Source organism: Serratia marcescens, assembly GCF_006715005.1.
GTDB classification, from domain to species: Bacteria; Pseudomonadota; Gammaproteobacteria; order Enterobacterales; family Enterobacteriaceae; genus Serratia; species Serratia montpellierensis.
Window position 1 is genome coordinate 2,614,175 of sequence record NZ_VFMJ01000001.1, and the last position, 25,746, is coordinate 2,639,920.

The window sequence follows — 25,746 nt, forward strand, 5'->3', positions numbered from 1 at the left end:
CCGGCACGTCGATACCGCCCGCAGCAGCGCGCGGGCGGTATCGCAACGGTCAGCCGTTTTTCATCGCTTCCAGCTCTTCCCAACGGGCGAAGGCCTGCTCGAGCGCCTGCTCGGCGTTAGCCAGCGCCGTCAGCACTTGTTGCGTTTCGCTGTGCGGCCGCGTGAAGAAGTCGGCATCGCTCATTTGCGCCTGCAACGCTTCGATTTCCGCCTCCAGCTGTTCGAGCCGCTGCGGCAACTGTTCCAGTTCGCGCAGCAGGTTGTAACTCAGCTTCGCCGCCGCTTTCTTCGGCTGTTCGGCCTTTTTCTCCGCCGCCGGTTTGCTCGCGCTCGGCGCCGCCTGACGAATCGGTTTCGCCGTGGCGCGCTGGTGATGCGCATCGTAGTAACCGCCGACGAAGGCGTTGATCACGCCATTGCCTTCGAAGATCCAGCACTCGGTCACCGAGTTGTCGACGAACTGACGATCGTGGCTGACCAGCAGCACGGTGCCCTGATAGCCGTCGATCAGCTCTTCCAGCAACTCCAGCGTTTCGACGTCGAGATCGTTGGTTGGTTCATCGAGGATCAGCAGATTGCTCGGTTTCAGAAACAGCTTAGCCAACAGCAGGCGGTTACGCTCACCGCCCGACAGCGCCTTCACCGGCGTCATCGCACGTTTCGGGTGGAACAGGAAGTCCTGCAGGTAGCCCAACACATGGCGAGGGCGGCCGTTGACCATTACTTCCTGTTTGCCTTCCGCCAGGTTGTCCATCACCGTGCGCTCCGGATCGAGATCGGCGCGGTGCTGGTCGAAATAAGCCACTTCCAGTTTGGTGCCGCAGTGCACGCGGCCGCTGTCGGCTTTCAGCTGACCGAGCATCAGTTTCAGCAGCGTGGTTTTGCCACAGCCGTTCGGCCCCACCAGCGCAATCTTGTCGCCGCGCTGCACCTGAGCGGAGAAACCGCGCACCAATACTTTTTCGCCAACCTGATAATTGACGTCTTCCAGCTCGAATACGATTTTGCCGGAGCGGGTCGCCTCTTCCACCTGCATCTTGGCGGTGCCCATCACTTCACGGCGCTCTGAACGCTCGACGCGCAGCGCCTTCAGCGCGCGCACGCGGCCCTCGTTACGGGTACGGCGCGCTTTGATGCCCTGACGGATCCAGACCTCTTCCTGCGCCAGTTTGCGATCGAACTCGGCGTTTTGCAGCTCTTCCACCCGCAGCGCTTCTTCTTTGCTCTGCAGATACAGATCGTAGTTGCCCGGCCAGGAAACCAGTTTACCGCGATCCAGATCGACGATGCGCGTCGCCATGTTGCGGATAAACGAACGGTCGTGCGAGATGAAGACGATGCTGCCGTCGAACTCTTTCAGGAAACCTTCCAGCCAGTCGATGGTTTCGATATCCAGGTGGTTGGTCGGTTCGTCGAGCAGCAGCACGCGCGGCGAGCTCACCAGCGCGCGGCCCAGCGCCGCTTTACGCAGCCAGCCGCCGGACAGCGAGGAAAGTTCTGCGTCGCCGTTCAGCCCCAGCTGCAGCAGCACTTCGCTGATGCGGCTGTCGAGCTGCCAGAGCCCCTGGTGGTCGAGGATCTCCATGATTTGCGCCATGCGCGCCAGGTTTTTCTCGCTCGGATCGCTCTCCACCAGGTGGGAAATCGCATGATACGCCTTCAGGTGTTCCGCCTGCTCCGCGACGCCTTCGGCCACGAAGTCGAACACGCTACCGCCGATATTGCGCGGCGGATCCTGTTGCAGGCGCGCCACGATCAGATCCTGTTCGTAGATCACCCGGCCGTCGTCCAGCGGGATCTCTTTGCCGAGGATCTTCAGCAGCGTGGACTTACCGGCGCCGTTGCGCCCGACCAGACACACGCGCTCGTTGTCTTCGATATGAATTTCGGTGTTGTCTAAAAGCGGCGCATCGCTGAAAGAAAGCCAGGCGCCGGACATGCTGATTAACGACATAGTAATTATTTTCCTTCGCCGGCGTGAGTCACCAGCCAGCAGTTGTGGATCTGACGGTTACGGGCAAAGTCCTGCGACAGCGTCTTGGCGGTGATCTCTTTCGCCTCCAGGCCCAGCGCGCTCAGCCCTGCCATATCCATTTGGAAACCGCGCTTGTTGTTCGAGAACATGATGGTTCCGTTGCGGCGCAGCAACCGTTTCAAATCTTTCATCAGCGCCAGATGATCGCGCTGCACGTCAAAAGTGTTCTCCATCCGCTTGGAGTTGGAGAAGGTCGGCGGATCGATGAAGATCACGTCGAACTGTTCGTTGGCGTTGCTCAACCACGACAGGCAGTCGGCCTGGATCAGCCGGTGCTGGCGGCCGGTCAGGCCGTTGGCGCGCAGGTTCTTCTCCGCCCATTCCAGATAGGTACGCGACATGTCCACCGTGGTGGTGCTGCGCGCGCCGCCCAGCCCGGCGTGCACGCTGGCGGTGCCGGTATAGGCGAACAGGTTGAGGAAGTCCTTGCCGTTGCTCATCTCGCCCAGCATACGGCGCGCGATGCGGTGATCGAGGAACAGGCCGGTATCGAGATAGTCGGTCAGATTGACCCACAGCTTGGCGTTATACTCTTCCACCAGCAGGAACTCGCCTTTCTGCGCCAGTTTCTCGTACTGGTTTTTGCCCTTCTGCCGCTCGCGCGTTTTCAGGATCAGCTGATTCGACGGTAATTCCAGCACCGCCAGCGTCGCGTTGATCACATCGAACAGGCGCTGACGCGCTTTTTGCGCATCGACGGTTTTCGGCGGCGCATACTCCTGCACCACCACCTTGCTGCCGTAGCGGTCCACCGCGACGTTGTATTCTGGCAGATCGGCATCGTACAGGCGGTAGCATTCAATGCCCTGCTGTTTCGCCCACTTGTCGAGCTTCTTCAAGTTCTTGCGCAGACGGTTGGCGAAATCTTCCGCCACCTGCACGCCGCCGGTAGCGGTACCGGCCGGGTTCGCCGCCAGCTGATAGTTTTTCTGCACGCACTCCAGCGGGCCGTTCTTCGCCTTGAACTGGCGCTCGGCGCGCAGCTGCAGACAGCTCAACAGCTCCGGCGAGGCGCTGAACAGCGAAAGCTGCCAGCCGCCGAAGGCGCTTTTCATCACGCGGCCCAGCATGTTGTGCAGCGCGATCAGCGCCGGTTCGCTTTCCAGACGCTCACCGTACGGCGGGTTGCTGATCACGGTGCCGTGCGGGCCTTCCGGCAGCGGATTGGTCAAGCGCGCCACGTCACCGACGTTGAAGGTGATCAGCTCGGCGACGCCGGCGCGGCGGGCGTTGCCGCGCGCCATCTCAATCACCCGGCGATCGATATCGGAGCCGAAGAAGCGAGAGGCGGTTTCCTGCAGGCCGCGGCGTGCGCGCACCTGCGCTTCGGTGGTGACTTCACGCCACAGTTCGGCGTTGTGGCCGTTCCAGGCGCTAAAGCCCCAGTGTTGGCGGTGCAGGCCCGGCGCACGATCGGCGGCGATCATCGCCGCTTCGATCAAGAGCGTGCCGGAGCCGCACATCGGATCGAGCATCGGCGTGCCCGGCTGCCAGCCGGAACGCAGCACGATGGCGGCCGCCAGGTTTTCCTTCAGCGGCGCCTGGCCGGTGAGATCGCGGTAGCCGCGCTGGTGCAGGCCTTCGCCGCTCAGATCGAGCGCCACGCTGGCCATATCGCGCTGCAGGAAGACGTTAACGCGAATATCCGGCTGCTGCTTGGCAACCGTTGGGCGTTGGTCAAGTTTACGGGTGAAGCTGTCGACGATGGCGTCTTTCACCTTCAGTGCGCCATATTGGCTGTTGCGGATCTCTTCGTTCACGCCGCTGAAATGCACGGCAAAGGTTTTATCCACGCCAAAAATACTCGGCCAGTCGATCGCCTGCACCCCAAGGTACAGATCCAGATCGCTGTGCACGCGGAATTCGTTCAGCGGCAACAGAATGCGCGAAGCCAGGCGGCTCCACAGCAGGCTTTGGTACAGAAGACGATCGTCACCCTGAAAATGTACCCCACCCTGCACCACTTTGCAGTCGTGAGCGCCAAGCGCTTCCAGCTCGCTTTTTAACAGTTCTTCCAATCCACGCGCCGTGCTGGCAAACAGAGAGTTCATATCGTACTTATCACCAAAAAGAAAATTGTTGCGCATTATAGCTAATCCGCACCGCTTGTCATAAAGTTGCTCCCTTCTATTTAATAATCGCACGGAGATAAGGGTGATCACGCTTTCCAGACTCTACGTCCATCCGGTTAAATCACTGCGCGGTCTGCAGCTTTCTTACGCCCAGGTCGGCAGCAGCGGTCTGGCCTTCGACCGCAACTTTATGATCACCGAGCCGGATGGCACCTTTATTACCGCGCGCCAATACCCGCAGATGGTGCTGTTCACGCCGGCGCTGCTGCCGGACGGGCTATTCCTGACCGCACCGGACGGCGAAAGCGCTGCCATTCGCTTCAGCGACTTCGCCGCCGCGCCGCAGCCGACCGAGGTATGGGGCAACCATTTCACCGCGCTGATCGCGCCGGATGAGATCAACCGCTGGCTGAGCGGCTATTTCCAGCGTGACGTACAGCTGCGCTGGCTGGGGCCGGAGTTGACCCGCCGGGTGAAGAAGCACCCCGAAATCCCGCTGACGTTTGCCGACGGCTATCCTTATTTGCTGATTAACCAGGCTTCGTTCAACGATCTGCAGCAGCGTTGCCCCGGCAGCATCAAGCTGGAGCAGTTCCGCCCCAATCTGGTGGTGAGCGGCGCAACCGCCTGGGCCGAGGACGGCTGGCAGGTGATCCGCGTCGGCGACGTCATGTTCGATCTGGTGAAACCCTGCAGCCGCTGCGTGCTCACCACCGTCAGCACCGAGCGCGGCCGCAAGCACCCGAGCGGCGAACCGCTGAGCACGCTGCAAAAATTCCGTTCCGCCGACAACGGCGACATCGATTTTGGCCAGAATATGATCGCGCGTAACAGCGGCATCATTCGCGTGGGCGATACGGTGGAAGTGCTGTCGACCAAGCCGCCGCGCCCTTATGGCGCCGGGAAAGTGGTGGAGAGCGTGCAAGCGCCGCAAGACAGCGAGCACAGCGTCACTATCGAATACGAAGGAAAGGTGTTTACCGGCAACAACCAGCAGATCCTGCTCGAACAGCTGGAACAGCAAGGCATTCGCGTCCCTTACTCCTGCCGCGCCGGGATTTGCGGCAGCTGCCGCATTACGTTGCTGAGCGGTGACGTCGCGCCCCTGAAGAAAAGCGCGCTGGGCGACAACGGCACCATCCTGTGCTGCAGCTGCATCCCGAAAAGTGATTTGACGTTGGCGTAATCCGCCTTATACCGCCCTGTCGTAAGCCGGGGCGGCGCTTTCATCCTGCGCGCAGGGTTTCAACCGATCGTGCATCACCTTGATGGCATCGCCCAATACCATGGTGCGGCCGGCGACCGTCAGCTGATTTTGCGCCAGCAGGCACAGGCTGGCGTTATCCCCGGCCTCTACCACCAGTAAGCGCGCTTCTGCGCCGCTTTCCATCACTTTCACCGCCGCCAGCTCGCCGTTTTTCGGCTGCAACGGGTAGTGTTGCTGCGAGAAATGCCAGCTCTTTGGCATCAGCGGTTTCAGGAAGCGGTAGGCGACCAGCGCATTCAACACCAGCTCGGCCCGCTGTTCATGGCTAAGCTTGACCTGTTTGCACTGTTCTTCATAAGTGAAATAAAGGGCGGCGTCATCCACGCAAAAAGCACATTCATCAAAGGCGTCCGGCGTTAACATTTTGGCCGGGAAACGTGAACGGAAGATCATACCATTAGCTAAATCCAGCATTAGCCGATCGTGTTCGGCATCAAAATACCAACGCCAATTATCGTCAGGTTTTATCTTCATTTCGTATCCTTCTCGCTGCCTATGCCAACACCGCACTCACCCTAAAAGGCGATTTTATCACCGATAAAATAGCTTAAACATCGGATAATTCCGCGAACGATATTTATGCTAACGAACAAAATATAGACGAGCCGGGGGCAGAAATAAACCCCCGGAATAAAATGAGAGGAAAAATATTAGATATGGGTAACGATATCTTTAATCAAACGCGGGCCGTGATAGATAAATCCGGAATAAATTTGCAGCAGGCTCGCGCCGGCCTCCATTTTTTCGCGTGCCGCCGTCAGCGAATCGATGCCGCCCACGCCGATAATCGGCAGGCGCCCTTGCAGTTCAGTGGAGAGACGACGGATCACTTCGGTGCTGCGTGATTGCAACGGACGCCCGCTTAACCCGCCCGCTTGTTCGCAGTAATTTAACCCCTGGATCAATTTTCGATCCAACGTGGTATTGGTGGCGATCACGCCGTCGATATTATGCCGCACCAGGCTGTCGGCAATTTGGATCAATTCTTCTTCTGAAAGATCCGGCGCGATCTTTACCGCCACCGGCACATATTTGTGATGGCGCGCATGTAATTCCTGCTGCTTATTTTTAATCGCAGCCAAAAGATCGTCCAGCGCTTCACCATACTGTAAGGATCGTAACCCCGGCGTATTCGGTGAAGAGATGTTAATCGCGATATAACCGGCATACGGATAAACTTTATCCATGCAGATCAAATAATCGTCTTTACCCTGTTCAACCGGGGTGTCTTTATTCTTGCCGATATTGATCCCAAGAATGCCGCCAAAATGGGATTTCTTAACGTTTTCAACCAGATTGTCCACGCCGTGGTTATTGAACCCCATGCGGTTGATCAGGCCTTCCGCCTCAACCACGCGGAACAAGCGCGGCTTGTCGTTGCCCGGCTGCGGGCGCGGCGTCACGGTGCCGACTTCCACATGGCCGAAGCCCATCGCGCCGAACGCATCGATACACTCGCCGTTTTTATCCAGACCGGCGGCCAATCCCAGCGGGTTTTTAAACGACAGCCCCATGCAGCTGACCGGTTTGGTCGGCACGGACTGACGGACAAGAAACGCTAATGGGGTGCCGGTAATACGGCTGAGCTGACGAAAGGTCACTTCGTGCGCACGCTCCGGATCGAGCTGGAACAACGCTTTCCTGATGAGGGGGTAGTACATGGACTCTCCTGATTTCCCGGTTGCAAACCGGGGGCGTATTATCCGGTATCCCCCGCCTAATTGGAATTGATTAAAGGCAAAAAAAGCCGTTTTTACGCAATCGTTTTCCCGCTTCACAGCCAAATCGGCGCCAATCCGCTTTTGCGCATATCCAAATCAAAAAATGAGATTTAAAAAACGCGCCCGGTTGCTGGTAGGTTTAAAACACTTCTCATTGATTTTCTAATTAAACCTAACTTTTAGTTATAAGGAGTGGCAATGCGCGTTATATCACTGGCCGGCAGCCCACGCATCCCATCACGTTCCGCCGCGCTGCTCTCGCTGAGTCAGAACTGGCTGCGGCAGCAAGGGGTGGAAGTGACGGCTTATACCCTGCACGACTTCGATGCCGAAGATCTGCTGTACGCCAACTTCAACAGTCCGGCGATCAAGGCGTTTGCCGACCAGCTGGCGCTGGCCGACGGCCTGCTGATTTCCACACCGGTTTATAAAGCGTCGTTCTCCGGGGCGCTGAAAACCCTGCTGGATCTGCTGCCGGAGCGCGCACTGGATCATAAGGTGGTGCTGCCGCTGGCAACCGGCGGTTCTGTCGGCCACATGCTGGCGGTGGACTATGCGCTCAAGCCGGTGCTGGCGGCGCTGAAAGCACAGGAAGTGCTGCACGGCGTGTTCGCCGACGACAGCCAGATCCAGCTGACCGGCGAAGGCGCCACGCTCACCGACGCCGTGGCCGCCCGATTAGACGAGGCGCTCGCCAGTTTCTATCTGGCGCTGGGCCGCCGCAAACCGCCCGCGCTGCGCGTCGCCTCGCCGCTGGCGGTGCGTCAGACCGCCTGAAACGCCTGGAAAAGGAGAGCCTGAATGAAAGAACGTATCGCTTTACGGCGCTGGCTGAACGCTGCGGCCCTCACCGGCCTGCTGTCGCTGGTCTGGGCCAATGCCGCCGCTGCGCAAGATCCGGCGCAGTTCCGCATCGGCTACCAAAAAGGGTCGGTCAGCCTGGTACTGGCGAAGAGCCACCGGCTGCTGGAGGAACGTTTTCCCACCACCCGTATCAGCTGGGTCGAGTTTCCCGCCGGCCCACAGATGCTGGAAGCCTTGAACGTCGGCAGCATCGATCTGGGCAGCACCGGCGATATTCCCCCGATCTTCGCGCAGGCTGCCGGCGCGGATCTGCTGTATGTCGGCGTTGAGCCGCCCAAACCCAAGGCCGAAGTGATCCTGGTGCCGGAAAACAGCCCGATAAAAACCGTCGCCGATCTGAAAGGCCATAAGGTCGCCTTCCAGAAAGGATCCAGTTCGCACAATCTGCTGCTGCGATCGCTGCAAAAGGCCGGCCTGCAGTTCACCGATATCCAGCCCGCCTATCTGACGCCCGCCGATGCGCGCGCCGCCTTCCAGCAGGGTAACGTCGACGCCTGGGCCATCTGGGATCCTTACTATTCCGCCGCGCTGCTGCAGGGCGGCGTGCGGGTGCTCGGAGACGGCACCGATCTGAACCAGACCGGTTCCTTCTATCTGGCGGCGCGCCCCTATGCCGAAGCCAACGGCAGCTTTATCAGCCAGGTCTTGACGGTGCTGACCCAGGCCGATGCGCTCACCCGCAGCGACCGGGCGCAAAGCGTGACCCTGCTGGCCACCGCCATGGGGCTGCCGGAACCGGTGATCGCCAGCTATCTGGATCACCGCCCCCCGACCGCCATCACACCGCTCGATGCGCATACGATCGCCGCGCAGCAGCAAACCGCCGACCTGTTTTACGCCAACCGGCTGGTGCCGGTGAAGGTTGACATCTCGCAACGCATCTGGCGCCCAAGCGCGCAATAACTCATGGGAGAACATTGACGATGAGCCTGAACGTTTTCTGGTTTTTACCCACCCACGGCGACGGCCACTATCTTGGCAGCGCACAGGGGGCGCGCAGCGTCGATCACGGTTATTTGCAGCAGATCGCCCAGGCGGCGGATCGGCTGGGATTTGGCGGAGTACTGATCCCCACCGGCCGCTCGTGCGAAGACTCCTGGCTGGTGGCCGCCTCGCTGATCCCGGTTACCCAGCGGCTGAAGTTTTTGGTCGCGCTGCGGCCGGGCATCATCTCCCCTACGCTGGCGGCGCGCCAGGCGGCAACGCTGGATCGCCTGTCCAACGGGCGTGCGCTGTTCAATCTGGTCACCGGCGGCGATCCGGAAGAGCTGGCGGCCGAGGGGCTGCACCTGAGCCATGAAGAGCGCTACGAAGCCTCAACCGAGTTCACCCATATCTGGCGCCGGGTGCTGGAAGGCGAAACCGTCGATTTCGACGGCAAGCATATTCAGGTGAAAGGCGCCAAACTGCTGTTCCCGCCGGTGCAGCAGCCGCGCCCGCCGCTCTATTTCGGCGGATCCTCCGCCGCCGCGCAGGATCTGGCCGCCGAACAGGTAGAACTGTATCTGACCTGGGGAGAGCCGCCGGCGCAGGTTAAAGAGAAGATCGAAGAGGTTCGCGCCAAAGCAGCGGCGAAAGGCCGCCAGGTACGCTTCGGTATCCGCCTGCATGTCATCGTGCGGGAAACCACCGAAGAGGCCTGGCGCGCCGCCGACCGGCTGATCGCGCACCTCGATGAGGAAACCATCGCCAACGCGCAGCAGGCCTTTGCGCGCTTCGACTCCGTCGGCCAACGGCGCATGGCGGCGTTGCACGGCGGCAAAAAGGATAACCTGGAGATCAGCCCGAACCTGTGGGCCGGCATCGGCCTGGTGCGCGGCGGCGCCGGCACCGCGCTGGTGGGCGATGGCCCGACGGTCGCGGCGCGCATGCAGGAATACGCCGATCTGGGCATCGATACCTTTATTCTCTCCGGCTATCCGCATCTGGAAGAGGCCTACCGCGTCGGCGAACTGCTGTTCCCTCACCTCGATCTGGCGCAGGAAGAAACGCCTGCGCGCCTTCAGCCGGTGCGTCCGCAGGGCGAAGTGGTGGCCAACATCTATGTTCCGCAAAAAGTGTCGCAGAGCTGAGGAGGCCCCGATGGCTAAGAACGCGCAACGCATCCTGTATCGGCTGGCCCCCTGGGCACTGCCGCTGGCGCTGGTGCTCCTCTGGCAGGTCGCCGTCGAAACCGGTTGGCTGTCCAACCGCATTTTGCCGGCGCCGAGCGCGGTGCTGGCCGCCTTCTGGAGCCTGAGCAAAAGCGGCGAACTGTGGCAGCACTTGAGTATCAGCAGCCAGCGCGCGTTGATCGGCTTTGGCATCGGCGGCAGCATCGGACTGATCCTCGGTTTTATTACCGGGCTTTCGCGCTGGGGCGAACGCCTGCTGGACAGCTCGGTGCAAATGATCCGCAACGTGCCGCACCTGGCGCTGATCCCGTTGGTGATCCTGTGGTTCGGCATCGATGAATCCGCCAAGATCTTTTTGGTGGCGCTCGGTACGCTGTTCCCGATTTATCTCAATACCTATCACGGCATCAAGAACATCGATCGCGGCCTGTTGGAGATGGCCCGCAGCTACGGCCTGAGCGGTTTCCGCCTGTTTACACAGGTGGTGCTGCCGGGCGCACTGCCGTCGATTATGGTCGGCGTGCGTTTCGCTCTTGGCTTCATGTGGCTGACGCTGATCGTCGCCGAAACCATTTCGGCCAACTCAGGCATCGGCTACCTGGCGATGAACGCGCGTGAATTCCTGCAAACCGACGTGGTGGTGGTGGCGATCGTGCTGTACGCCCTGCTCGGCAAGCTGGCGGACGTGGGCGCGCAGCTGCTGGAGCGCGTCTGGTTGCGCTGGCATCCGGCCTATCAACTGAAACAGGGAGAAGCGCTATGACCCTTCCCGCTCGCCTTGCCCGAGGCACACCGGTGACGCTGGAGTCCATCGGCAAAGGTTACGGCAACCGTACGGTGCTGGACAATATTCAGCTGCGCATTCCCGCCGGGCAGTTCGTGGCGGTGGTCGGCCGCAGCGGCTGCGGCAAAAGCACCCTGCTGCGCCTGTTGGCCGGCCTGGAACAGGCCAGCAGCGGCGCTCTGCTCAGCGGCACCGCGCCGCTTGCCGCCGCTAAAGAAGATACTCGGCTGATGTTTCAGGATGCGCGCCTGCTGCCGTGGAAAACGGTAATCGACAACGTGGGGCTGGGGTTGCGCGGCCAGTGGCGCGACGCGGCGTTGCAGGCGCTGGACGCGGTCGGCTTGGCGGATCGCGCCCATGACTGGCCGGCGGCGTTGTCCGGCGGGCAAAAACAACGGGTCGCCCTGGCGCGCGCCCTGATCCACCGCCCTCGCCTGCTGCTGCTGGACGAACCGCTCGGAGCGCTGGATGCCCTGACGCGTATCGAGATGCAGGGGTTGATAGAAACGCTGTGGCAACAGCACGGTTTTACCGTGCTGCTGGTCACGCACGACGTTAGCGAAGCCATCGCGCTGGCAGATCGGGTGATCCTGATCGAAGAGGGACGCATCGGGCTGGATCTCACCCTCGACCTGCCGCGGCCGCGCCGCAAGGGGTCAGCCCGGCTGGCTGAGCTGGAGGCCGAAGTGCTGGAACGGGTATTATCGCCACCGGTTATCGGGGCCAGCTCGCGCCAGGCGGCAAATTGAACGGATAAAAAAGGGACGGCGCAGGCCGTCCCTTATCTCTATCAGCATCAGCGCGAAAAGATCAGGCGTCGAGCGCCTTGCTGATCTTCTCGTACAGATCGCCGGACAGGTTTTCCAACCCTTTCAGCTGTTCCAGCGCCTTGCGCATCAGCGCCTGGCGACCCGCGTCATAACGCTTCAGGCGAATCAGCGGTTCAATCAGGCGCGCGGCGATCTGCGGGTTGCGCTGGTTGAGATCGCTGAGGATCTCCGCCAGGAACTGATAGCCGCTGCCGTCCGCGGCATGGAACGCCGCCGGGTTGCCGGAAGCGAAGCCGCCAATCAACGAGCGGGTGCGGTTCGGGTTGCTCAGGCTGAACGAACGGTGTTGCAGCAGCGCACGCACCTTGCTCAGCACGTCTGCCGCCGGGCTGCTGCCCTGCAGCACGAACCATTTGTCCATCACCAGGCCATCCTGATGCCAGCGCTCGTCGAACGCCGCCAGCAGCGTATCGCGGCACGGCAGCTGGGCCGCGACCGCAGCAGACAGCGCCGCCAGCGAGTCGGTCATGTTGTCCGCCTGGCGATACTGTTCGCTCACCAGCGCGTCCGCCAGCGCGACATCTTCGCCGAACGCCAGGTAGCCCAGGCATACATTGCGCAAGGCGCGCTTGGCGATCTCGGCGTGCTCCACGCGGTAGCCGTCAGTCTTGTTGGCGTGATACACCGCCAGCCACTCATCGGCCAACTCACGCGCCAGGCAGCGTACTATCGCTTCGTGCACCGCAGCGATCGCTTCCGGATCGATGGTGGCGAACAGCTCGGCGATTTCGTTCTCCGACGGCAGCGTCAGGATCTGCGCCGCCAGCGCCGGATCCAGCTTTTCGTCCAGCAACACCGCGCGGAACGCATCGGCCACGTGCAGCGGCAGCGACAGCGGCTGCTTCTGCTGGTGCCGCGCCACGTTCAGCTTGATATAGGTCGCCAGCAGGCTCTGTGCCGCATCCCAACGCGCAAATTCATTGCGTGCGTGCTGCATCAGGAAGGTCAGCTGCTGATCGCTGTACGGATAGTCCAGCTTCACCGGCGCGGAGAATTCGCGCAGCAGCGACGGCACCGGCTTGTGCGCCACGCCGTCGAACACGAAGGTCTGCTCCGCTTCGGTGACGTTCAGCACGTTGTTAACCGGCAGGCCGCCCTTTTGCAATGGAATGACGTTGCCTTCGCTGTCGTACAGTTCGATATCCAGCGGGATATGCAGCGGTAACTTCTCCGGCTGATCGGCGGTCGGCGCGGTTTTCTGGCTGACATGCAGGCGATACTGCTGGGTTTGTGCGTCGTATTCGTCGCGCACCGTCAACAGCGGCGTGCCGGACTGGCTATACCAACGGCGGAAGCGCGACAGATCGACGTTGGACGCATCCTCCATCGCCTGCACGAAATCGTCGCAGGTGGCGGCGCTGCCGTCGTGGCGTTCGAAATAGAGCTGCATCCCTTTCTGGAAGTTCGCTTCCCCCAGCAGGGTGTGCATCATGCGGATCACTTCGGAACCCTTTTCATACACCGTCAGGGTGTAGAAGTTGTTCATCTCGATCACTTTGTCCGGGCGGATGGCATGCGCCATCGGGCTGGCGTCTTCGGCGAACTGCGCGCCGCGCATCACGCGCACGTTGTCGATGCGGTTGACCGAGCGCGATCCCAGATCGGAGCTGAACTCCTGATCGCGGAACACCGTCAGCCCCTCTTTCAGGCTGAGCTGGAACCAGTCGCGGCAGGTCACGCGGTTACCGGTCCAGTTGTGGAAATATTCGTGGCCGATCACCGCTTCGATGTTCAGGTAATCCTTGTCGGTGGCGGTTTCCGCCTTCGCCAGCACATATTTGGAGTTAAAGATATTTAACCCTTTGTTCTCCATCGCGCCCATATTGAAGAAATCGACCGCCACAATCATATAAATGTCGAGATCGTATTCCAGGCCGAAGCGGGTCTCGTCCCACTTCATCGAGTTCTTCAGCGAAGTCATCGCCCAGTCGGCGCGATCCAGGTTGCCGCGATCGACGAACAGCTCCAGCGCGACCTTACGGCCGGAACGGGTGGTGAAGCTGTCGCGCAGCACGTCGAAGTCCCCCGCCACCAGCGCGAACAGGTAGCAGGGTTTCGGGAACGGATCCTGCCATTGCACCCAGTGGCGGCCATCGGCCAATTCGCCCTGGCCGATGCGGTTGCCGTTAGACAGCAGGAACGGATAGCGCGCCTTGTCGGCCACGATGCGGGTAGTAAAGCGCGCCAGCACGTCCGGGCGATCCTGGTAATAGGTAATATGGTGGAAGCCTTCGGCTTCGCATTGCGTGCACAGCGCATCGCCGGACAGGTACAGCCCTTCCAGCGCGGTGTTTTTCGCCGGGTGAATATCGTTGACGATGGTAAGAGTGAATTGTGCCGGCAGCTCTTCGATGATCAGCTGGTTATCCTGCTGACGATAGGCACTCCACGGTTGCCCGTCGACCTGAATGCTCACCAGCGTCAGATCTTCGCCATCCAGCACCAGCGGGGCGCCGGCCGCGCCCTGACGTTTGATTTTACTGACGGCGGTCACGCGCGTGGTTTCCGCGTCCAGACTGAAGTCCAAATCGATATCGGTCGTGGTGTAATCAGGCGCGCGATAATCGTGGCGATATTTTGCCTGTGGCTGTTGTGTCATAAAAACCCTTAAACGTCTCAGTGAGTTATAGGTGCAGGCCGCTCTTCTCCTCCGCGCCACAGCCGGTGTGTTCCCCTGCGGCGCGCGGCGGACCTGATTGTGAATAAACTGTATCACAGCTGGCCGAAAAGCCCAGAGCCGCCGGGTGACCACGAGAGAGAAATCAGAGGCAAATCATAAATCGCCCGTCAGACGACAGCGCGGGTGACCAATGGCCAAATAAAAATCAGCATTTAATGCTAAAAAACCGCCGTCCGAGCGAGCCGGCATAGTTGAGGCGGCACAGGCGGCATAGTGGTATAATTGCCGAATCAGGCCCAGGGATGACTCGCACTATGAAAATCAAATACGTAATCTATTTTTTTACCCTGTGCCTGATGACCTCCTTCTCGCTGTTCATCGTCGAGGAGCTGCTCGAAGCCCATACCGACTACCGCGATAACCAGCTCAACCTGTATAAGATCGATCGCGCCAAAGAAATCTCCGAGGCCTTCCAGGCCTCGCTGCAGGCTCACCGCCTCAAACGATTGAGCCTGATCGATTCGCAAATCACCCGCGCGCAATGTTTGGCCGCCGATCGGATGGCGCGCGAGAAAATTACCCGGATCCGCGAGCATCTGAACGATCCGGTCGCCAGGCAGCTCGGGGTACGGCAAAAAATCGCTGCGCTGTCGATGATCGGTCTGATGGAACAGCTGTTGGATAACGACAACCTGCAGCTTTCGCAGGTCAACAACGCCAATGCCAATCTGTTCAACATCAACAGCGCCTATTACATCTCGCAAACCAGCAAGAGCTATTACCGCTACACCTACGATACCCGGATGGTGGATACCGATTCCTTTATGTTTCTCGAGGCCATTCGCCTCAACAACCGGCTGAATATGTCACTGACGGAGTTAAGCGATCAGATTATCGACGTCAACGTCAACCCGCTCGATCGCAAAGACGCCTATCTGAAGTCCATTCAGTTGACCGGCGTGCTGAACGCGCTGAGCACCCGATTGATCTTCATGAAGATCAACTACGACGACGTGCAAACCACCGACATCGTCAATCAGTTGCTCACCCTGGTGTCGGCCGAACGTCTCAAGCAGATCACCGATGGGTTATACACCGCCATCAATACCCAAAAACCCTATCCCGCAGCGCTTATTTCGCGCTATGTCGATGAGCTGAGCGGGCTTTCGCAGGCGCTGTATCAACGTAGCTTCGAGCTGGAAACCGTCGCTTCGCGTCACAAAATTTACGATAGCCAGACCACCATTTACGGCATGATCGCGCTCGCCGGCCTGGGGGTGTTATTGTTCATTTTGCCGGCGCTGGTGTTCTGCACCAGCATTAACCGTTGGCTGACCAAGACCCACAACAATATCGTCCGGCTGTCGCGCGGCGAGATGGACATCGATCGCAACGACGCCTTCTATAGCCGGGAACTGATCGCCATCAGCGACGCTATTCAGCAACTCAGACAATACCAGTTGGACAAGGTCTCGCTGGAAAGTGAGAAGCAACTGCTGATTAAAGAGCTCGAGGCCTCTTCCTTTCTCGATCCGCTCACCAATATTTATAACCGCCGTAAATTCTTCCTTGAATGTCAGCTGCTGGGCGACGGCAGCTATCCACAGGCCTTTTGCCTGATCGATATCGACAACTTCAAACAGCTCAACGACAGCTACGGCCACGACGTGGGGGACCGGGCGCTGGTAGCATTCGGCCACCTGCTGCAACGTGCGTTCCGCGCCAGCGACATTTTCTGCCGCTACGGCGGCGAAGAATTCGCGGTGCTGCTGGGCAACTGTTCGTTGGACAACGCGCGGGACATCATGGAGCAATTGCGCACCCGTACTCATCGCCTGACGCTAAATCTGGCCGATGGACGGCAAGTGCGTTTCACTACCAGCTGCGGCATTGCGCCGGTCAACGCGTTCACCGCGCTGCAGGCCGCAATCAAACAGGCGGATGAAGCACTCTATTTTTGCAAAAAGAACGGCAAGGATCGGGTCAGCGTACACACTCAGGTCGGGTTTATCTGATTCGCTGTTTAAAATAATTAACATTATAATTTTTATGACTAATTAGGCTAAGTCATTCACCTTACAGGCATATCTGGCTTTTTTTCCTCCCCGCTGCCGCCAGGCCGCCATAAAGGCACGTTTAATCCTCGACCCGCTTTGGTGATTTATGGTGTGATGCAGCTTCAATAACAGGATAATCCGGGTATACTCCACCCCCACTTTTATGATTATCCGGATTTGGACACGCGCCTGACGAGGATGCTGTAACGCGCTATGACTCAATACGCTTCCCCGATTTTGACATCACTGCTTGATACCGATGCTTATAAGCTTCATATGCAGCAAGCAGTGTTCCATCGCTATCCCGCGATCAGCGTGGCGGCGGAATTCCGCTGCCGCAGCGACGAACTGCTGGGCGAATATGCCGACGAGATCCGCGCCCAGGTGGCGCTGATGAGCCGGCTGGCACTGACCGACGCCGAATTCGCTTATCTCTCGGGCCTGCCCTTCTTCCGCCAGGATTACCTGAGCTGGCTGCGGACGTTCCGCTACGATCCGCAGCAGGTGATCGTCGAGAACCGCGACGGCAAGCTGCATATCCGCATCGCCGGGCCGTGGCGCGAAGTGATCATGTGGGAAGTGCCGCTGCTGGCGGTGATCAGCGAAGTGGTGCACCGCCGGCGTTCGCCGCTGGCGACGCCGGAACAGGCGGTAGCACACCTACAAACCAAGCTGGCGCAGTTCAAAACGCTGGCGGGCGATCTGGACCTTTCGCGCTTCAAGCTGATGGACTTCGGCACCCGTCGCCGTTTCTCTCAGGGCGTTCAGCAGGCCATCGTCAGCACCTTGCAGACCGAATTCCCGTACCTGTCGGGCACCAGCAATTACGATCTTGCGCACCAGCTCGGCCTGGCGCCGGTCGGCACGCAGGCGCATGAATGGTTCCAGGCGCACCAGCAGATAAGCCCGGTGCTGGCCAACAGCCAGCGCGCCGCATTGCAGGCCTGGTTGGACGAATACCCGGATCAGCTCGGCATCGCGCTCACCGACTGCATTACCATGGATGCCTTCCTGCGCGACTTCGGCCCGCAGTTCGCCGAGCGTTATCAGGGGCTGCGCCACGATTCGGGCGATCCCGTCGAGTGGGGTGAAAAAGCCATTGCCCACTACGAAAAACTGGGCATCGATCCGATGAGCAAAACGCTGGTGTTCTCGGACAATCTGGATCTGGAAAAAGCACTGGCGCTCTACCGCCACTTCTATCAGCGCATCAATCTCGGCTTCGGCATCGGTACGCGACTGACCTGCGATATTCCCGGCGTCAAGCCATTGAATATCGTGATCAAGCTGGTCGAATGCAAAGGCAAACCGGTGGCCAAGCTCTCCGATAGCCCCGGCAAAACCATTTGTCAGGATCAGGCGTTCGTCAGGGCCCTGCGCAAAGCCTTCGATCTGCCGCTGGTGAAGAAAGCCAGCTGATCCTTCTTTATATAGAGAGAAAGCCGGCCCGGTTCACGCGCCGGCTTTTTTGTTTTTATCCCGACCGCCCTCTTTTCAGCCAGCCGCGATAAATGTTGCGCCAATCCGATGATTTCTGCTTGTGCTCTGCACCGCGGCAAGTAACATAGCCATTACCCCCATATTCTTGGGTTGTAAGCTATTTCTAAACCAAATTATTAAAGAGAGAAATCTATGAGCGTAGTGCCTGTAGTCGACGTACTGCAAGGTCGTGCTGCGGTTGACAGTGAAGTCACCGTACGCGGCTGGGTACGTACCCGGAGAGATTCAAAAGCTGGTATCTCCTTCCTGGCCGTCTATGACGGTTCCTGCTTTGATCCGTTACAGGCCGTCGTTAATAATTCTCTGCCGAATTATCAGGATGAAGTGCTGCATCTGACCACCGGTTGTTCGATTGAAGTCACCGGCAAGGTCGTCGCTTCACCGGGCGAAGGCCAGAGCTTCGAACTGCAGGCCACCGCGATCAAAGTGGTCGGTTGGGTCGACGATCCGGACACTTACCCGATGGCGGCCAAACGCCACAGCATCGAATACCTGCGCGAAGTGGCCCACCTGCGCCCGCGCACCAACCTGATTGGCGCCGTAGCGCGCGTGCGTCATACCCTGGCGCAGGCGATCCACCGCTTCTTCCATGAAAACGGTTATTTCTGGGTCTCCACCCCACTGATCACCGCCTCCGATACCGAAGGCGCCGGCGAGATGTTCCGCGTGTCCACGCTGGATCTGGAAAACCTGCCACGCACCGACAAAGGCACCGTCGACTTCAGCGAAGACTTCTTCGGTAAAGAAGCCTTCCTTACCGTTTCCGGCCAGCTGAACGGCGAAACCTACGCCTGCGCGCTGTCCAAGGTTTACACCTTCGGCCCAACCTTCCGCGCCGAAAACTCCAACACCAGCCGCCACCTGGCGGAATTCTGGATGATCGAGCCGGAAGTGGCCTTCGCGACGCTGGACGACGTTGCCGGCCTGGCCGAAAGCATGTTGAAGTATGTGTTCCAGGCGGTGCTGGATGAGCGTGCCGATGACCTGAAATTCTTCGCCGAGCGCGTGGATAAAGACGCAATCTCTCGTCTGGAGCGTTTCGTTTCTTCCGATTTCGCCCAAGTGGACTACACCGACGCCATCGAGATCCTGCTGGCCTCGGGCCAAACCTTCGAAAACCCGGTTTCCTGGGGCATCGATCTCTCTTCCGAGCATGAACGTTACCTGGCGGAGAAACACTTCCAGGCGCCGGTGGTGGTGAAAAACTACCCGAAAGACATCAAAGCGTTCTATATGCGCATGAACGAAGACGGCAAAACCGTCGCGGCCATGGACGTGCTGGCACCGGGCATCGGCGAAATCATCGGCGGCTCGCAGCGTGAAGAACGCCTCGACGTGCTCGATCAGCGTCTGGAAGAGATGGGGCTGAATAAAGAAGACTACTGGTGGTATCGCGATCTGCGCCGCTACGGCACCGTGCCGCATTCCGGTTTCGGCCTGGGCTTTGAACGTTTAATCGCCTATGTCACCGGCGTGCAAAACGTGCGCGATGTGATCCCGTTCCCACGCACGCCACGTAACGCAAGCTTCTAATTTATACGATCAAACGTTTTTTAAACGATTTCGTTACAAAACAAAGGCCAGCATCGCTGGCCTTTCGCATTTTTTAATATTGACGCACGTCACAAAGTTCCCTAAAAATTACATTTGGTTACACATGCTTTCCTTTTGCAATCTGATTGGGACATTGGTATCATTTTCGTCCTAGATTAACCCGCCTGTGAATGGAACACTGCGTTCAGACACAGGACGACACCAATCTATCAACAATAGTTCCCAAAGAATTATTGGCGGCAGTGGCAAAGGTGTCCGAATAACACCAATGAGGGTAATAATGATGAAGCGCAACATTCTTGCAGTGGTTATCCCGGCTCTGTTGGCTGCTGGTGCAGCAAACGCAGCTGAAATCTACAACAAAGACGGCAACAAGCTGGATCTGTACGGCAAAGTTGACGGTCTGCACTACTTCTCCAAAGACAAAGGTAATGACGGCGATCAGACCTATGTTCGTTTTGGCTTCAAAGGTGAAACTCAGATTACTGACCAACTGACCGGTTACGGCCAGTGGGAATACAACGTTCAGTCCAACCACTCCGAGTCTCAGGGCACCGAAGGCACCAAAACCCGTCTGGGCTTTGCTGGTCTGAAATTCGCTGACTACGGCTCCTTCGACTACGGCCGTAACTACGGCGTACTGTACGACGTGGAAGGCTGGACCGATATGCTGCCAGAGTTCGGTGGCGATACCTACACCTACACCGACAACTTCATGACCGGCCGTACCAACGGCGTTGCGACCTATCGTAACAACAACTTCTTCGGTCTGGTTGACGGCCTGAACTTCGCTCTGCAATACCAGGGCAAGAACCAGAACGACGGTCGTGACGTTAAGAAACAGAACGGCGACGGCTGGGGTATCTCCTCTACTTATGACATCGGCGAAGGCGTAAGCTTCGGCGCTGCATACGCTTCTTCCAACCGTACCGACGATCAGAAACTGCGTTCCAACGAGCGTGGCGACAAGGCTGACGCATGGACCGTGGGCGCGAAATACGACGCCAACAACGTTTACCTGGCGGCCATGTACGCAGAAACCCGTAACATGACTCCATTCGGCGGCGGTGACTTCACTAACACCTGTGCTGCTTCTGAAAAATGCGGCGGCTTCGCCAGCAAAACTCAGAACTTCGAAGTGACTGCTCAGTACCAGTTCGACTTCGGTCTGCGTCCAGAAGTGTCTTACCTGCAGTCTAAAGGCAAGAACCTGAACGTCCCAGGCGCGGGTTCTGACCAGGATCTGGTTAAATATGTTTCTGTTGGTACCACTTACTACTTCAACAAAAACATGTCCACCTACGTTGATTACAAAATCAACCTGCTGGATGACAACGCGTTCACCAAAGCAACCGGCACCGCTACTGACGATATCGTAGCTGTTGGTCTGGTGTACCAGTTCTAAGTTGTCTCGCTTAACGGCGGTTTACCGTCGGCTAAGTTAAAAAAACAGGGCTTCGGCCCTGTTTTTATTTGTGTCGGCCGGTAATTTTTTATCCTGCCAACTTCTCCTTCCCCATCATTTTTTCTGCCTAACTCTCCCCCTTCACAAGATCGCGGTGTTTTTGTCGCAAACGGTTGGCAAAGCCGATAACTGGCGTTACCCTGATGTTTCTGTCTGCTTAACTCCGAGATTTGGAAGCACCTGACATGTTTGAAAAAATCACCGCCGCACCCGCCGACCCGATCCTGGGTCTGACCGACATTTTCCGCGCCGACGCCCGCCCGAATAAAATCAATTTAGGGATTGGCGTTTATAAAGACGAAACCGGTAAAACCCCGGTGCTGACCAGCGTAAAAAAAGCTGAACAGTATCTGCTGGAAAATGAGACCACCAAAAACTATCTCGGTATTGAGGGCATTCCGGCGTTCGCCAGCTGCACTCAAGAGCTATTGTTCGGTAAAGAGAGCCCGATCGTCGCCGATCGTCGCGCGCGCACCGCACAGACGCCAGGCGGCACCGGCGGCCTGCGCGTGGCGGCAGACTTTATCGCTAACCAAACCAGCGCCAAACGCATCTGGATCAGCAACCCAAGCTGGCCGAACCACAAGAACGTCTTTAGCGCCGTGGGCCTGGAAGTGCTGGAATACGCCTACTACGACGCCGCCAACCACGCGTTGGATTTCGACGGCCTGCTGAACAGCCTGAAACAGGCCCAGGCCGGTGATGTCGTGCTGTTCCACGGCTGCTGCCATAACCCGACCGGTATCGATCCAACGGCAGAACAGTGGGCGCAGCTGGCCGAACTTTCCGTCGCCAATGGCTGGCTGCCGCTGTTCGACTTCGCTTATCAGGGCTTCGCCAACGGCCTGGAAGAGGATGCTCAAGGCCTGCGTATTTTCGCCGCCAAACATCAAGAGCTGATCGTCGCCAGTTCCTACTCGAAAAACTTCGGTCTGTACAATGAGCGCGTCGGCGCTTGCACTATTGTCGCCGCCGATGCCGAAACCGCCGACCGCGCCTTTAGCCAGGTGAAAGCGGCGATTCGCGCCAACTACTCCAACCCGCCGTCACACGGCGCCGCCGTGGTCGCTACCATTCTGGGCAACGACGCTCTGCGCGCGATGTGGGAACAAGAGCTGACCGATATGCGCCAGCGTATTCACCGCATGCGTCAGCTGTTCGTGAATACTCTGCAGGAGAAAGGCGCGCAGCAGGACTTCAGCTTCATCATCCAGCAGAACGGCATGTTCTCGTTCAGCGGCCTGACCAAAGAACAGGTGCTGCGTCTGCGCGAAGAGTTCGGCGTCTACGCCGTGAACTCAGGCCGGGTGAACGTGGCCGGCATGACGCCGGACAACATGGCGCCACTGTGTGAAGCCATCGTCGCCGTGCTCTAAAAGCATCGACGCAGGTCATAAAAAAAGGGGCGCTCTATGCGCCCCTTGATTATTTCTGCCAGGAAATAATCGTTACCACACCGCCGGCTCTTCGCGCAGGAACGGGTTGGTCTGGCGCTCGTGGCCGAAGGTCGACATCGGACCGTGGCCGGGAATAAAGCGCATGTCATCGCCCAACGGCAGCAGTTTGGTACGAATAGAGGCAATCAGCGCCTGATGGTCACCGCGCGGGAAATCGCTGCGCCCCACGCCGCCGTTAAACAGCACGTCGCCCACCAGCGCCAAACGCGCCTGCTCATTGATAAAGACGATGTGGCCCGGCGTATGCCCTGGACAGTGCAGCACCTTGAGCGTCATCTCGCCCACCTGCATCTCATCGCCTTCCGACAGCCAGCGGGTCGGCGTCAGCGGCGCGCACTCTTCCAGTCCAAACATCCGGCTCTGCGCCGGCAAACCATCGAGCCAAAACGCGTCTTCTTTATCCGGGCCATAGATCGGCACCTGATAATGGTCCGCCAACTCTGCCGCCGCGCCGACGTGATCCAAATGGCCGTGCGTCAGCAAGATCTGAGTGATCGTCACCCCCTGCCGCGCGACTTCCGCTTTGATTTTTTCCGCTTCACCACCGGGATCGACCAACGCCGCCTGCTGTGTGTTTTCGCACCAGATCAGGCTGCAGTTCTGGCTAAAGGCGGTAACGGGAATAAGATGGTATTTCATAAGGCTCCAACGACAATAACGCCGCGTCCGCAAGGGGCGGCGTTATTCACTGATGGCACAGCGATTACCAGGTCCGAACCGGGCCGGTATCGATGTGTACGAAGTTGCTACGTGGGTAATATCCTACACCACCGGCGCGCATTTTTAACGCCGCTTTACGGATATTACTCAATTGGATACCTTCGATGTGGAAATCCATCGCCTGGCCTTTGGTGTGGTAGCTGTGCTTGGCCACGCCGCGGCTATGCGCACGCAGTTCGTTGTTGGTGTCTACGGAGCGGTATCCGGAGATCAGCTGCACCGGCTTGCTGGTGCCCAGCAGCCCCTGCAGACGATAGAGGTGATCAAACAAGCGGGGATCGATCGATTTAACCTTGTTGGCGCGATAATCGCGGAACAGATGATTTAGCCGCACCAACTCTTCTTTATTGTAACCTTTGCCGTCAAAGAACTCGGCTTTAATAGATTCACCGGTATTCAGGTTATTCAGCACTAAAATACGCGGTCGAGCGGTGGAAAGACTGGCAAACGCCTGCCCTGGAAGCAGCGCTATGCCCATAGCGGCGCCACCTAGTGCCAGCCATTTACGGCGGTGATGATCAATTTTGTCCATGACTCTGTTAAACCCGGCAAGAATGTCAAAATAAATGCACAAAGCAGCGCACTGTCCGAACCATAACCGCCTGCGTATGCTGAGTCAACCCGCGATACGCCTAGGTTTACAGGCCCCCGGCGACGAGGGCCTGCGGTATAGCCAAACATTCTGACCGTTATTTATTTATAATTACTGCATTTACTGCATTAATTTTTTGGCCTGAGCCAAAATTTGTGCGCCCGATCGCACCGTATTATCATAATTGTAAATATCTGTGCGGAATTGCGGTTGGCCGTCATCCGAAACCCAGGCGGTCAGATAATACAGTTTTACGGGAATACGCTGGCGAATATTCACATAAGTGGTATTCCCCTCTTTCAGCGTGGAAGACACGCGGCTGTTGTTCCAGCCGGCGTCCTGCAGCAGCATATTCGCCAAATCGGAAGCCTTATTCACCCGCACGCAGCCGGAGCTGAGCGCGCGGATATCTTTCTGGAACAGGCTGTGGTTCGGGGTATCGTGCAGGTAGATGGCGTCTGAGCTCGGCATATTGAACTTGAAGCGCCCCAGCGAGTTGGTGGCCCCCGGCGCCTGACGGACGCGGTACGGGAAGTTGCGCGCAGAAACCATGTTCCAGTCGATCATCGCCGGGTTGATCACTTCCGCATCGTTGCTCCAGCCCGACAGCACGGTATAGCCGTGTTTCTGGAAGTAGTTACCGTCGCGCATCGCCTTCGGCACAATGTCCTCGCGCACCAGCGTCGTCGGCACGTTCCACGGCGGGTTGACCACCACGTTGTTCAACGCACTGCTCATCAGCGGCGTCTTACGGCTCGGCCGCCCGACGATCACGCGGGAAGACAGCACTTCATTGCCGTTCTGGTAGTAGGTCAGCGAGTAGTTGGGAATATTCACCATAATGCCGGTGCCGACATGCCCCGGTAAAATTCGCAGACGTTGGATATTCAACGCCAACAGCGCGGCACGGGTTTTCGGTGACACATTGAGCCACTCACGGGTGCGCACGCCGATCACGCCGTCCGCCGTCAACCCCTGCCATTTCTGGAAGCGCTTGACGCCCTCCACCAGCTCATTGGTATAAAGATTGTCGCTCACCACGCTGCCAACCTGCGGCGGCGTCTGCTCCGCAGTCAACTCCGTTACCGGCGCCGCCGATGGGCTGACCGTCACGCGGCTTTTCTCTTCGTCTACCGTCAGCCCGCCGTCGTCGGGCTCATTGCTCTTCGCCGAGACTACCGCAGGTTCCTGCTCCGCTTCCGGCGCCGAGGCGGCCAGCATGCCGGTACGCGTCAGGATCTCACGCAGCGCCGGGATATCGTTGCTCATTTGGCCTGGGCGCAGGCTCGGGCCGCTGCCCACCTGTGGCCAGGGGCGATTGTCCGCCAGCATGTCGCGCAGCGCCTGATGCATCTTGTCGTATTGCGGATGCTGCGGCGCGAGCGAATTCACATAGTTCAGGGTACGCGCCTGGCGCACCGCCAGTTGCCATTGGTTGATCACCGCGGTGGGCGGTAAGCCAAGCTTGTAGGGAATATTGCTGTACAGCCAGTTGTTGCCGTTGGCACCGATGGCGGAGACGAACTGCAAATAGCCCAGCATCGCATCGGACAGCACCGCATCGCGGCCCGCTTCACTGAGCGCCGGATCGGTCAACATCTTCACCCATTGGGTGAACTGCGGCTGCACGCCGGACATCGCCAGCTCGGCCAGCTGCTGCTGAAACTGCTGAACGGCTTCGCGATCCTGCCACATCGGCTGCATGTGATTCGCCGCATACAGCGGCGCCAGCGTGGAAAGGTAGTGCAAATCCATGCCGCGCGGCAACACGGCCAGCAGCTCAGAACGGCTCTGCGCAACGGACATGCCTGCTGATGCCACCGGCAACGCCGTGACGGTGGCCGATGCGGAAAACGACGACACAAGACTACAGGCGATAGCGCCACTCAGCGCCAAACGTCGTAGAGAGTTTCCCTTTTTAAGCAACATCCCTTGCCCCCTGTATGCTCACAAAAAAAACGTCAAAAACTGCATATAGTTTCAGTATACAAACAGAAAGGCCGTTTCGCCCTGCGGGCGTCGAATAACTGTTTATGTGATTAAACTAACCGCTTTTCAACGGATAAAAAAGCAGGACTTATCATCCACGCGCAC

The 25,746-nt window shown here is 58.6% G+C and carries 19 protein-coding genes; 11 read left to right on the forward strand and 8 right to left on the reverse strand.

What is annotated here, in order from left to right; all coding sequences use genetic code 11:
* Positions 1–49: 49 nt before the first annotated feature.
* Positions 50–1,954, reverse strand: a complete 1,905-nt coding sequence (locus FHU12_RS12680; RefSeq protein WP_060421706.1) for an ABC transporter ATP-binding protein — start codon at positions 1,952–1,954, stop codon at positions 50–52.
* A 5-nt stretch (positions 1,955–1,959) separates the two neighbouring features.
* On the reverse strand, positions 1,960–4,086 hold the full coding sequence (gene rlmKL / locus FHU12_RS12685) for a bifunctional 23S rRNA (guanine(2069)-N(7))-methyltransferase RlmK/23S rRNA (guanine(2445)-N(2))-methyltransferase RlmL (protein ID WP_141969718.1): 2,127 nt from the start codon (positions 4,084–4,086) through the stop codon (positions 1,960–1,962).
* Between the two features lie 103 nt (positions 4,087–4,189).
* Here rlmKL and FHU12_RS12690 point away from each other — a divergent pair, with 103 nt between their 5' ends.
* On the forward strand, positions 4,190–5,293 hold the full coding sequence (locus FHU12_RS12690) for a YcbX family protein (RefSeq protein WP_141969720.1): 1,104 nt from the start codon (positions 4,190–4,192) through the stop codon (positions 5,291–5,293).
* Positions 5,294–5,299: 6 nt separating this feature from the next.
* Here the strand turns inward: FHU12_RS12690 and FHU12_RS12695 are convergent, their stop codons facing one another.
* Both FHU12_RS12695 and pyrD read right to left on the reverse strand, forming a co-directional pair.
* Positions 5,300–5,848, reverse strand: coding sequence for a cell division protein ZapC (locus tag FHU12_RS12695; RefSeq protein ID WP_004928171.1), 549 nt, complete (start codon positions 5,846–5,848; stop codon positions 5,300–5,302).
* A gap of 176 nt (positions 5,849–6,024) precedes the next feature.
* Positions 6,025–7,035 carry a quinone-dependent dihydroorotate dehydrogenase gene (gene pyrD, locus FHU12_RS12700; RefSeq protein ID WP_019454516.1) on the reverse strand — a complete coding sequence of 337 codons (1,011 nt, stop codon included), beginning with the start codon at positions 7,033–7,035 and terminating at the stop codon, positions 6,025–6,027.
* Positions 7,036–7,293: 258 nt separating this feature from the next.
* Between pyrD and ssuE the strand changes: the two genes are divergently transcribed.
* The 5 genes from ssuE to ssuB are packed head-to-tail and all read left to right on the forward strand — an operon-like array spanning position 7,294 to position 11,606.
* Positions 7,294–7,872: an NADPH-dependent FMN reductase gene (gene ssuE / locus FHU12_RS12705; protein WP_141969722.1), complete on the forward strand. Its 579-nt coding sequence runs from the start codon at positions 7,294–7,296 to the stop codon at positions 7,870–7,872.
* 24 nt (positions 7,873–7,896) lie between these two features.
* Positions 7,897–8,862, forward strand: a complete 966-nt coding sequence (locus tag FHU12_RS12710) for a sulfonate ABC transporter substrate-binding protein (protein ID WP_141969724.1) — start codon at positions 7,897–7,899, stop codon at positions 8,860–8,862.
* A gap of 20 nt (positions 8,863–8,882) precedes the next feature.
* Positions 8,883–10,031 (forward strand): FMNH2-dependent alkanesulfonate monooxygenase, encoded by a 1,149-nt coding sequence (ssuD, locus tag FHU12_RS12715; protein ID WP_060440269.1) that lies wholly within the window; start codon positions 8,883–8,885, stop codon positions 10,029–10,031.
* Between the two features lie 10 nt (positions 10,032–10,041).
* Positions 10,042–10,836, forward strand: a complete 795-nt coding sequence (gene ssuC, locus FHU12_RS12720; RefSeq protein ID WP_141969726.1) for an aliphatic sulfonate ABC transporter permease SsuC — start codon at positions 10,042–10,044, stop codon at positions 10,834–10,836.
* Positions 10,833–11,606, forward strand: a complete 774-nt coding sequence (ssuB, locus tag FHU12_RS12725) for an aliphatic sulfonates ABC transporter ATP-binding protein (RefSeq protein WP_141969728.1) — start codon at positions 10,833–10,835, stop codon at positions 11,604–11,606. Before ssuC ends, ssuB begins: the two co-directional genes overlap by 4 nt.
* A gap of 61 nt (positions 11,607–11,667) precedes the next feature.
* Here the strand turns inward: ssuB and pepN are convergent, their stop codons facing one another.
* Positions 11,668–14,286 (reverse strand): aminopeptidase N, encoded by a 2,619-nt coding sequence (gene pepN, locus FHU12_RS12730; protein WP_141969730.1) that lies wholly within the window; start codon positions 14,284–14,286, stop codon positions 11,668–11,670.
* Positions 14,287–14,621: 335 nt separating this feature from the next.
* On the opposite strand from pepN, the gene FHU12_RS12735 reads away from it, so the two are divergent.
* The 5 genes from FHU12_RS12735 (at position 14,622) to FHU12_RS12755 (ending at position 22,259) form a co-directional block, all read left to right on the forward strand.
* Positions 14,622–16,322 carry a GGDEF domain-containing protein gene (locus FHU12_RS12735; protein WP_141969732.1) on the forward strand — a complete coding sequence of 567 codons (1,701 nt, stop codon included), beginning with the start codon at positions 14,622–14,624 and terminating at the stop codon, positions 16,320–16,322.
* A gap of 255 nt (positions 16,323–16,577) precedes the next feature.
* On the forward strand, positions 16,578–17,783 hold the full coding sequence (gene pncB / locus FHU12_RS12740; protein WP_141969734.1) for a nicotinate phosphoribosyltransferase: 1,206 nt from the start codon (positions 16,578–16,580) through the stop codon (positions 17,781–17,783).
* A 213-nt stretch (positions 17,784–17,996) separates the two neighbouring features.
* Positions 17,997–19,397, forward strand: a complete 1,401-nt coding sequence (gene asnS / locus FHU12_RS12745; RefSeq protein ID WP_141969736.1) for an asparagine--tRNA ligase — start codon at positions 17,997–17,999, stop codon at positions 19,395–19,397.
* A gap of 301 nt (positions 19,398–19,698) precedes the next feature.
* Positions 19,699–20,823, forward strand: coding sequence for a porin OmpC (gene ompC / locus FHU12_RS12750; RefSeq protein WP_060421783.1), 1,125 nt, complete (start codon positions 19,699–19,701; stop codon positions 20,821–20,823).
* 245 nt (positions 20,824–21,068) lie between these two features.
* The gene (locus FHU12_RS12755; protein WP_141969738.1) at positions 21,069–22,259 is read left to right on the forward strand and encodes an amino acid aminotransferase; all 1,191 of its coding nucleotides are present in this window, start codon (positions 21,069–21,071) and stop codon (positions 22,257–22,259) included.
* A 72-nt stretch (positions 22,260–22,331) separates the two neighbouring features.
* Here the strand turns inward: FHU12_RS12755 and FHU12_RS12760 are convergent, their stop codons facing one another.
* From FHU12_RS12760 to ldtD, 3 genes are all read right to left on the reverse strand, one after another.
* Positions 22,332–22,979 (reverse strand): MBL fold metallo-hydrolase, encoded by a 648-nt coding sequence (locus FHU12_RS12760; protein ID WP_038880818.1) that lies wholly within the window; start codon positions 22,977–22,979, stop codon positions 22,332–22,334.
* A 64-nt stretch (positions 22,980–23,043) separates the two neighbouring features.
* Positions 23,044–23,592 (reverse strand): peptidoglycan L,D-endopeptidase MepK, encoded by a 549-nt coding sequence (gene mepK / locus FHU12_RS12765; protein WP_025302289.1) that lies wholly within the window; start codon positions 23,590–23,592, stop codon positions 23,044–23,046.
* Between the two features lie 180 nt (positions 23,593–23,772).
* Positions 23,773–25,581 (reverse strand): L,D-transpeptidase LdtD, encoded by a 1,809-nt coding sequence (ldtD, locus tag FHU12_RS12770; protein ID WP_141969740.1) that lies wholly within the window; start codon positions 25,579–25,581, stop codon positions 23,773–23,775.
* Positions 25,582–25,746 lie beyond the last annotated feature (165 nt).